The sequence below is a fragment of the Secundilactobacillus paracollinoides DSM 15502 = JCM 11969 genome, from assembly GCF_001311135.1.
Taxonomy (GTDB): Bacteria; Bacillota; Bacilli; order Lactobacillales; family Lactobacillaceae; genus Secundilactobacillus; species Secundilactobacillus paracollinoides.
The window spans coordinates 1-9,991 of record NZ_BBAG01000077.1 but is presented as its reverse complement, the minus strand read 5'-3'; the positions used below and the strand labels follow the sequence as shown (position 1 = coordinate 9,991).

Annotated in this window: 6 protein-coding genes and 4 pseudogenes; 7 read left to right on the top strand and 3 right to left on the bottom strand. The window is 39.4% G+C overall.

What is annotated here, in order from left to right:
- Positions 1–584: 584 nt before the first annotated feature.
- Positions 585–1,976 (bottom strand): amino acid permease, encoded by a 1,392-nt coding sequence (locus tag JCM11969_RS14845; RefSeq protein WP_054712370.1) that lies wholly within the window; start codon positions 1,974–1,976, stop codon positions 585–587.
- A gap of 153 nt (positions 1,977–2,129) precedes the next feature.
- Here JCM11969_RS14845 and JCM11969_RS14840 point away from each other — a divergent pair, with 153 nt between their 5' ends.
- The 3 genes and pseudogenes from JCM11969_RS14840 (at position 2,130) to JCM11969_RS14830 (ending at position 4,155) form a co-directional block, all read left to right on the top strand.
- Positions 2,130–3,113 carry a replication initiator protein A gene (locus JCM11969_RS14840; RefSeq protein WP_054712367.1) on the top strand — a complete coding sequence of 328 codons (984 nt, stop codon included), beginning with the start codon at positions 2,130–2,132 and terminating at the stop codon, positions 3,111–3,113.
- Positions 3,114–3,268: 155 nt separating this feature from the next.
- Positions 3,269–3,466, top strand: a complete 198-nt coding sequence (locus JCM11969_RS14835; protein WP_054712364.1) for a hypothetical protein — start codon at positions 3,269–3,271, stop codon at positions 3,464–3,466.
- Position 3,467: 1 nt separating this feature from the next.
- Positions 3,468–4,155 (top strand): annotated as a pseudogene (locus JCM11969_RS14830) (ATPase).
- Here the strand turns inward: JCM11969_RS14830 and JCM11969_RS14825 are convergent.
- Both JCM11969_RS14825 and JCM11969_RS14820 read right to left on the bottom strand, forming a co-directional pair.
- A complete protein-coding gene (locus JCM11969_RS14825) occupies positions 4,145–4,414 on the bottom strand; it encodes a hypothetical protein (RefSeq protein WP_054712357.1) in 270 nt (89 codons plus the stop codon). The pseudogene JCM11969_RS14830 and the gene JCM11969_RS14825 overlap by 11 nt on opposite strands.
- Before the next feature lie 19 nt (positions 4,415–4,433).
- Positions 4,434–4,673 (bottom strand): hypothetical protein, encoded by a 240-nt coding sequence (locus tag JCM11969_RS14820; RefSeq protein WP_054712354.1) that lies wholly within the window; start codon positions 4,671–4,673, stop codon positions 4,434–4,436.
- A gap of 231 nt (positions 4,674–4,904) precedes the next feature.
- Here JCM11969_RS14820 and mobQ point away from each other — a divergent pair.
- The 4 genes and pseudogenes from mobQ to JCM11969_RS17915 all read left to right on the top strand — a co-directional run.
- Positions 4,905–6,962, top strand: a pseudogene (gene mobQ, locus JCM11969_RS17325) (MobQ family relaxase).
- Between the two features lie 18 nt (positions 6,963–6,980).
- Positions 6,981–7,670, top strand: a pseudogene (locus JCM11969_RS14800) (conjugal transfer protein TrbL family protein); the annotation flags it as partial.
- 16 nt (positions 7,671–7,686) lie between these two features.
- Complete coding sequence (locus JCM11969_RS14795; protein WP_054712345.1) at positions 7,687–8,097, top strand: hypothetical protein; 411 nt, start codon at positions 7,687–7,689, stop codon at positions 8,095–8,097.
- A gap of 6 nt (positions 8,098–8,103) precedes the next feature.
- Positions 8,104–9,991, top strand: a pseudogene (locus JCM11969_RS17915) (DNA topoisomerase 3); the annotation flags it as partial.

Genomic DNA, 9,991 nt, shown 5'->3' with positions numbered 1-9,991 from the left:
TTGCACAAAGGCCAAATAACGGATCGTTGTTTTATCAGGGCATGAAGGGTTTACTTGGGATAAGCCCCATTTATGTTAACTAGCTTAAAATTGCACAATAAAAAGGCCTACCCAATTGAGGATAGACCTTTTTACTTTATTCAGCTTTGTCATCTACTTTAATCTCAGCACTAGTTGAGGTCACATTAGAAACGTTCGCACTAGTTGGTGCTTTATCAGCTTGGCTAGCGGAGTCCACCTCGTTTGTAACATGTTCTAAGGTGCCTGTCGTGTCCTGTGAGACGTTTACAATTTGTACGTCTGTAATTACACCTAGCATACCTAAAATGGTCAGAACCGTGTTAATGGTAGATTGCAAATTTAATCCGAATTTGCAATCTACCACTTGACATAGGAGCTATACGGTAATCAAATGTTTGATACCCTTATAAAATAACTTAGCGGCCCATGCTAACGATTATCTCTACGTTGGTATGAGCCGCTTATTAATAATTTGATTTAATCAACTTTTAGTAAAATGGGTAATTAAGGATTACGTGGATATGCCGAGTATCACCCCATAAGTCCCCTTTATCCTGTATCTTTTAGTTTGTATTGTTTAAGTTCGTTTTCCCTTGACGTAAAAATTCTATTCCACCAAAGATTAATGTCCAGCAGATTGCCCCAACGGCCCCAACAATATCTTCTGGGATGAAGAACAGGCTGATGAAAATGATACCGAAGAATAATATAGTTAATGGGCTGGTAATTTTATACCATGGCATAATAAAACCATTTGGTAAAAAATCAGTGGAAGCCCGGTATCTTCTGTGAGCAACTAATGTCAATGTGTAAACAATAATATACATATCACTAGACACGCCGGTTACGATTGTAAAAACTGAACTGATAGCAGTTGTTAAACTCATAATCGGAGTGATTAAGACTAGCGAAGCGGTAAAAGCAATTGCAGCGGCAGGGACGCCACTGCTTGATATATTAGCAAACATCTTATACATCCAACTGCTTTTGGAAACTTCAGTTGCCAGTTGATAAAAATGACGGCCTGCTGAAAAAATACAACTATTTAATGCAGATGCAGAGGACGTTAAGACAACGAAATTGATAGTGGCAGCAGCTGCCGGAAATCCAGCTAATTTAAATACTTGAACAAACGGACTACTGTTTGCTGATAGTGACGTCCAAGGAATGATTATCATAATTACAACTAGTGCACCGATATAAAATAATAATATTCGCAATAGTGTTTCATTTACCGCCTTTTTTATAACTGTGTGTGGGGATTTAGCTTCGCCAATCGTAATACTAACAAATTCAATTCCTTGAAAAGCAAAAAATACCATTGGAAATGCAGCAATAAAATTAAAAATACCACGTGGGAATAGTGTGTAATCATGACTAATATTTGTTAATGATACGTGCCCAAGTGGGGTGACGGAATGGTTTATGAGCATGAAAACACCAGTTAAAATCATGGCAATTATAGCAATAATCTTAATCATGGCAAACCAGAACTCAGCTTCCCCAAATAATCGTGCTGCAATTAAATTGACACTCACCAGAATTCCTAAAAAAACTAATTCAATAATCCAAGCAGGAACGCTTGGTAGCCAGTACTGGACATAAGTCGCTGTTGCAGTCAACTCAGCCATGCAAACAAATACTAAACCAATCCAATAAGTCCAACCAGTAAAATGTCCGATTGTTGGCCCCAAATATCTTGAAATGAATGAAACAAAAGTATGCTGTGTAGGATCCGCATAAAACATCTCACCAATAGCCCGCATCATAAAGAAGAAAAATAACCCTAGTATTAAGTAAACTAACATTACTGACGGGCCGGTTTTACTAATCGTACTACCAGATCCGAGGAACAGTCCGGTACCAATTGTTCCACCAATTGCAATCATTTGGACGTGGCGGTTGCTTAAGGATCGCATGGTTCCGTCTTGATTTTTAACAATTTTTGGTTTCATATAGAGCCTCCTCAAACATTAAAATAAGATTAGCTTGCAATTAAAATTACTCATATTATACCACTGTTTGTCATGTGTCGCTATCCATGTTATGTTTTTTGACATGTTACTCACAAAGTTCAGGAAACTTTTAACATTAATTTCCCAATCTACCTGACAAAATCAACAAATTTCAATTACTATGAAGCCGATAACGTATATGGAGCCCTATTTTTCCAGTTTCCTAAGGTATTAATGTATGGCGAGCAATATAAACATTTAAGCAGTGATGCTAAATTGGCTTATATGGTACTGAAAGACCGGCTAGAGTATTCTTTGCGTAATCATTGGGTTGATGAAGATAATCATGTTTACTTTATTTTTACCGTTCAAGAACTACAAGACTTATTTAACTTCGCTACCGAAAAAGCCGTTAAAATAAAAAAAGAATTACAAACAGCCAATCTATTAAAACAAATTCAAATGGGATTTAATCCTAAAACGAAAAAGAATGAACCGAATCGTTTATACCTTTCCAAGCTCGATGTGAAAGCTACTGATGTCTATTTAAGGGGTGAATATGGACAAGAAACGCCGAAATCCCTTGCTACGAGCGTAATTTCGAAAATCGAAAGCAATCTATATAAAGACTCTAAAAACATAGATAGTAATAGATACAATATAGATACTCAAAAGTTGGACTTTTCCACAGCCCATTTCTCACCAGCAGAAATTCAAAAACAAAACCAGGATCTCATAAATCATGCTAATGACTTCTTAACTGATGAAGACAGTGGCTTACCGGTTTTCTTAGAACCAGAAGCTGTGCAACTACTTAGTTTTTGGTGCCGCACCCCGCAACAGATGCGTCGCTTCATTGGCATTATCTTAAATGCTAAGTACCGAGTTGAAAAGGATCATCAGGATATTGGGGTTCTAATCCCGCTTGACGACGAAGAACTAAAACCTTTGATGACTAAAGCCTTGAGACGCTACTTTAACGCCCTAAGAAGCAATGAAAAGCACATCAAGAACGTGGAAAACTACTTGTACGGCACCATGCAAAACCTATTTGGCGTTTGGTGGAATAAACAAGCGGCTAGAGAATATGCGGCCAAACACCCCGAAAAACAGAACACTGACAATGAGCGTTCTTGAAATTAAACGTCATATGGACTTATTCAAGCCGTTTTAAGTGTTACATGCATACTTATATTAAAACTGCTTTAAAATCGCTTAGAAGTAAAAATAGGTGCCTTAAGTGGCCGAATTGACGATAGCTGAGCTGGAAAAACGGGATAGGAGCTTTTTAAATGACCAAACCCAGCAAAGAAATCGAAACAATTGATCAATTGTTGGCTGACCCCTGGGCAGTCAATATTCAAGACATTTGGGAACAAGCGGCATATAATCCAGATCCTGATAAACGCAAACTGTTTGACGCGTTACACACTTACCTCTTAGATAAACACCAAGAGCAAATTATCAATGACAAGCATTTCGTGATTTAACATGAGTGAGCCAAAGAGATACATCATCGTGGCTGGGATAAGCGGCGCTGGTAAAAGCACTTTATATCGCGCGAGACCCGAATTATTTACTCACTCCAAACGATTAAATACCGATGAAATCCTCCAAAAAATGGGTGGCCATTGGCATAAAAATCGTGACAACTTTAGGGCAATGCGCGAAGAAATAAAACAACTCCACGCGGCTTTAAATGCTGGGCAGAGTATTCATGTTGAAACAACCTTATCTGGTCAAGAAAAGGCACAATTAAATTTAATCGAGCGGGCTCACCAAAATGGGTTTGAGGTCACGCTTTTATACGTGGCGTTAAAAAACAAAAAAGTAGCAATTAATCGGGTTCATGAACGGGTCAAAAAGGTGGGCACGGTGTACCAGATGAAGTTGTTGAAAAACGTTATAGTCAATCAAATCATAATTTAGCAGCGGTCGCATTCAAAGCTGATAATGTCGTGATCTATGATAATAGCCAAAATTTGTGTCAGTTTACAGACGAGATCATGACCAGGTGATCAAAAATAATTTGCGTAACTTTCTTTGGATAAATCCAAAAATTACCTTTGAAGCCGCCATTTAAAAGCAACTAAATGACTTTGTTAAAAATAATCCAGATTTAAAAATTAGAAATCCCATGAATGATTCAGAAAATAAAAACGACCGGCCTAGTTACTAGGTTGATCGTTTTTGAGCTTATTCGGCTTATGGGAATTAACGTAATCGGCAAATGTGTTTAAAAGCTCTTCGGTTTGTTCAACCGAGAGATTATCAGCTTGAAAGTATTTTTCGAGTAAAGCCCCTTTTTGAATTAATCGGCGAGAACGGGCTTGCCGATTTTCGTAGTATTTAGATTGCCGTAATTTAAAATTTTCTCGCTCAATTTTTTGTTTTAAACGCGCTTGTTGCTCAACTAGTTTTTCATATTGATTAGGCATAGTCATTACCACCTAACTATTATCGGTTATTTTGAGCTTGATTTAAAAAGGCGGCAACTTTTTTAGCAATCATTTTAATCTGTGGAGTGGTAAGTGTCCCATAATCCAAATTGGCTGATCTAATGATTTGCTTACCGAGATTTTGTTCAATTTTATTTTTTTCAGCTTTAATCTTTTGATTAAGCTGTTTTAATTTGGCTTCTTGTTTTTCTAAGTTACTAATGATTCCTCCAATCGTATTAAAAATAATCACCGACACTATATCATACAGAGAACGTTAAGTCAAAGTATGAAAGTTGAAATGGCGAAGCGGAAGGCATACACTATAAGTAAATTTAGGGGAATCAGAAGACTGAGTAAAACGAGGTCAATGCGCACTTACACGTCATCAAAGATGACGTTGTGCTAAACCCATTAAAATCTGTATTAGAAGTCGCCGATGGCGACAACAAAGTCAAACCCATAGAATCAAAGTGAGAAGGTGACTGATATGGCAATCTTTCATATGAGTTTTAGTAATATTAGTGCCGGTAAAGGACGAAGTGCCATTGCCAGTGCTGCTTATCGAAGCGGTGAAAAATTATTTGATGATAAAGAATGCCGCCACTATTTTTATGCCCGATCGGTTATGCCAGAAAGCTTTATTTTAATACCCAAAAATGCACCAGCATGGGCCAGTAATCGAGAACAATTATGGAATGAAGTTGAAAAGAAAGATCGTAAATCAAACTCACGGTATGCAAAAGAGTTTAACGTGGCTTTACCAATTGAGTTAAGTGTAGATGAACAAAAAACATTATTAACTAAATACGTGCAAGAAAACTTTGTTGATCAAGGCATGGTAGCCGATGTAGCGATTCATCGTGATCACCCAGATAATCCACACGCACACGTGATGTTAACCAATCGCCCATTTAACCCCGATGGTACTTGGGGACAGAAAACAAAAACCGAATACATTTTAGATAGTCATGGTAATAAAACTAAGACCCTGCAGGGAATGTGAGAAACCGAAAAATTTGGTTGGTTGATTGGGATAAAAAAGAAAAAATAACTGAATGGCGGCACAATTGGGCAGCAAGTGTAAATCAGACTTTGGAGCAAAAAAACATTCCCGATCGGATCAGTGAAAAATCATTTGTGGAACAGGGAATAGCTGACACACCAATGCAACACGAGGGAATCAATAGCAAACGGCATGAAAGAAAGGCATTTAATCAACAAGTTAAGAACTATCGTAAGTCCAAAGATGGCTATAAAAATATGCAGGAGAAAGTAGTTAATCGAGGCCACTTGGATAGCCTAAGTAAACACTTCTCGTTTAACGAGAAAAAAGTGGTCAAAGAGTTAAGCCACGAACTGAAAACTTATATTAGTTTGGAAAGTTAGATGATAAGCGGCGCATGCTATTTAATTGGAAAAACAGTACCTTAATTAAGCACGCTGTTGGTGAAGATGTCACTAAGCAATTATTGACGATTAACCAACAAGAAAGTTCACTAAAAAAAGCAGATAAACTCTTAAATAAAGTAGTTGATCGCACGACTAAAAAACTTTATCCAGAGCTTGATTTTGAACAGACAACCGCGGCTGAACGACGGGAATTGATTAAAGAAACTAATAGTGAACAAACGATTTTCAAAGGCAGTGAATTAAACGAACGTTTAATGAATATTCGTGATGATTTATTGGCCCGACAATTATTGACCTTTACCAAACGGCCATACGTTGGCTGGAAGTTATTAATGCAACAAGAAAAGGAAGTCAAAATCGAGCTTAAATATACGCTGATGATTCATGATGATAGCTTAGAAAGTCTAGAACACGTTGATCAAGGTCTACTAGAAAAGTATTCACCAACCGAGCAGCAAAAGATTACTCGCGCAGTCAAAGACCTACGGGCAATCATGGCCGTTAAGCAAGTCATTAAAACGCAATACCATGAAGTATTGAAAAGGGCCTTTCCCAAAGGCGATTTAGATGGATTGCCATTGATTAAACAGGAACAAGCCTATACAGCCGTGATGTACTATGATCCTGTTTTAAAGCCATGTCAGGCTGAAACAATTGAACAGTGGCAAGCAAATCCACCACAGGTGTTCAGTCCCCAAGAACATCAACAAGGACTAGCTTATTTATCGGGACAGCTTAGCTTAGATCAGTTAGAAAATCATCACTTACAACGGGTTTTAAAGCATGATGGCACTAAACAACTCTTTTTTGGCGAATGCAAAGCCGATCCGACGATTAAGAACAGTCAGATCGAGAAAATCCAAAAGCAGTTAAAAGGCAACAAGCCAAGGACGACCAGTATAGAAAAGTAAATATTGGACATTATCAACCGCTAAATTACAAGCCAGTTAGTCCAAGCTACTACTTAAAGACGGCCTTTAGTAACGCAATCATGACCGCCCTATATGCCCGTGATGAAGATTACGAACGGCAAAAACAGGCGCAAGGTTTAAAGGAGACTGAGTGGGAAATGACGAAAAAGCAACGGCAACACCAAACTCGAAACCGGCATGAAGATGGGGGCATGCACTTGTAATCTAAATGTAAAATCAAATCCTTTGCGACATCGTTAGTCGTTGTGGTCGTCCTTGGCCGCATTGTGATGACAATTCTAAAAGAGGCAGATGAAAGTACCGATGTTACTTGGGCTAATATCATCATGGACGGGATTAAATCAGCGGCCGTGATCCCGGTCTTCGTGTTCTTACAGGGCTTTATTCAAGGTTCAATTACCTTGCCCCTGCTAAAGTATATGTTTAGTTCTGATCAGCAGTTCACTGCTAAATCAATTACCGGCATGAATAAAGTTCCTGGGTTAAAAGATGTTGGCATTTCGCTATCCTTACAGATTTTGTTTCTGCTAATCTTCACTGTCGTAACCGTCGTGTTCTTTATCAAAATGTGTGTGTTTGTGGCTGATATGGCGTGGTATAACCTGACAATTCCTTTAGCTGCAATGAGTATGGCGACTGAAAGTTTTGATTACAGTGGCACGTGGTGGAAGAAGTACATTTATTACAATGCCTCCATTATTAGCCAGGTGCTTTGTATGTCATTATCAGTATGGTGTTTCACTAATATGGCTAAATACGGGTTTATTGCTTTTATTGCTTCAATCGGATTCGGCTTTCTGGTGGTCAAAACACCTGACGCCGTTAAAGACTTTTGGGCCTCAACCGGTGTGACTAAGAGTGCTGGTATGGGTGCCATGAGAATGTTTCAAAATTATTTCCGTAGCCACTAGAGGGGGAGAAGTTGTTATGAAGAAAATCGCACACTGGTTATTGGAAAAAGCCAAAAAGACTATGCGAACCGACCCTTTTGCAACACCTTCACGGCAGACTAAGTTGTCTTACTATTTTGATAACTTAGTTAGCATGGTCTTCTATATAATGGGAATTTACCTCATGTTAATGGATTTATACCAAGAGCTTTTCACGGCAAACCATACCGATTTTTTAGGAACTGCGCTAATGGCCTTAGTTTTACTGCTGGGTGGCTTATTATTCCGTTGGTCAGCCTATGCAGATCTCAAAGCCATCAACCGTTATCAACATTATTTGAAGCAACAATCGATAGAGCAACAACAAGAATTGCGCCGTGAAACTTGGTTGAAAGCGGCTGAACAAGGTAAAACAGAAGTAGATCAAAAACTTAATCACAAGGAGTGAACGAACATGACCACTGTTATCTTAGCTGAAAAACCTAGTCAAGCCCGTTCATACGTTCAAGCCTTTCAAAAGAGCACAAAAAACAGGGTTACTATACGGTTAGCGACCCTGTTTTGCCCGAAAATACGCTTGTCACGTATGGACTCGGACATTTAGTTGAACTAGCCACACCGGATAAATATGATCAGAAATATCAGCAATGGGCCCTATCTAATTTACCGATTTTCCCCAACAAATACAAGTTTGAAGTGTCAGCTAGTAAAAAAGCCCAATTCAAGGTCGTTAAAGACCTGTTAACGAAAGCCGATACCATTATTGTGGCCACCGATAGTGGTCGAGAAGGGTCAAATATCGCGTGGTCGATCATGAACCAAGCGCATATTGATGTTAAGTCGAAAACGATTAAGCGCCTTTGGTTGAATAGCCTAGAAAAAGACGCGATTATTACCGGCTTTAAAAATCTTGGTGATTGGCACAAAGACTATTTGGCTTATAAAGAAGCCCAAACCCGTCAAATTAGTGACTGGTTAATTGGTATGAATGGCAGTCCTTTATATACTTTGTTATTAAGACAAAACGGGGTACGCGGGGTGTATTCGATTGGTCGAGTACAGACGCCAACCTTATATATGGTCTATCAAAGAGACCAGGCAATCAAAAACTTTAAGCCGGAACCCTATTTTGAACTAAATGCGGAAATTTAGCCAATCAGCAAAAATTCGTCGCAAAATTAGACCCCTATCAGCGGTTTAAAGATGAAACAGGGCTAATGACATTCATGCAAGCTAAACGCGTTCTGAAAGGCTCACAGGGCGGTTTAATCAAGGACGTGCAAAAGCAGGCTAAAAAGAGTGCCAGTCCCCAACTATTCTCGCTATCCAGTCTGCAAAGTGCGATGAATAAACGGTATCATGCCAGTGCCAGCCAAACCTTAGCGGCTATTCAAAGTTTATATGAAGCCAAGTTGTTGAGTTATCCCCGAACTGATTGTGCTTATATCACTAATGAAGAATTTGAGTATTTAGTGGCTAATCTGACGAAGTATCTGGGGTTAGTCTCTAAGCGAGTCGCTTTAACCAATACCACACCAAACCAGCGTTATGTCAATGGAAAAAAAGTTGAAGAACACTACGCCATTATCATGACTAAAGTCGTCCCGACTAAAGATCAATTAGCTGCCTTACCTAAATTACAGCAACAAGTCTATGACTTGGTTTTAAGAACGACGTTAGCGATGTTTGCTGATCCGTATGAGTACGAGGAAACCACCATTGTTACTCAAGTCGGCGATGCCAGTTTTAAAGCAACGGGTAAGGTCCCAACGAAGCAAGGTTGGCAAGCATTATTTGATGATCACACAGCCGACCAGCAAGCAGCAGCAACTTTACCGCTCGTTCACCAAGGCGATCAAGTCCAAGCAAACCTGCAAACGCCGCAAAAAGAAACGACACCACCGGTACCCTTTACCGAAGGTACCCTGATTACGGCCATGAAAACCGCCGGTAAAACGCTTGATGATGAAGAAGCCCAGGCGATTCTCAAAGACGTGCAAGGTATTGGGACAAGTGCAACCCGGGCAAATGTGCTGGAAGTGTTAAAGAAGCGCGGCTATCTCGTCACTGAAAAGAACAAGTTACACGTCAGTGAAGCAGGGATTACTTTATGTAAAGCGGTCGAACTCGAACCCTTGCTAACTAGCCCAGAAATGACGGCTAAATGGGAGCAAGCGTTACAACAAATCAGTACCGAAGAACGCACCCCGGATAACTTTTTGAGCCAAATCAAAAAGTTCGTGGCAAAGTTGATCGCTGATGTTCCCACGCAATTAACTGGCAGTGCAGCCATTAAGCAACAAATCAATCATCAGCAGCAAGCCCAAAAAGCCGCCGAGGTC

What these genes read in the sequence shown, in the direction of transcription:
- JCM11969_RS14835 (WP_054712364.1), top strand. Translation starts at nt 3,269, where the DNA reads ATGACCAAACCCAGCAAAGAAATCGAAACAATTGATCAATTGTTGGCT.
- JCM11969_RS14825 (WP_054712357.1), bottom strand. Translation starts at nt 4,414, where the DNA reads ATGCCTAATCAATATGAAAAACTAGTTGAGCAACAAGCGCGTTTAAAA.
- JCM11969_RS14795 (WP_054712345.1), top strand. Translation starts at nt 7,687, where the DNA reads ATGAAGAAAATCGCACACTGGTTATTGGAAAAAGCCAAAAAGACTATG.
- JCM11969_RS14845 (WP_054712370.1), bottom strand. Translation starts at nt 1,976, where the DNA reads ATGAAACCAAAAATTGTTAAAAATCAAGACGGAACCATGCGATCCTTA.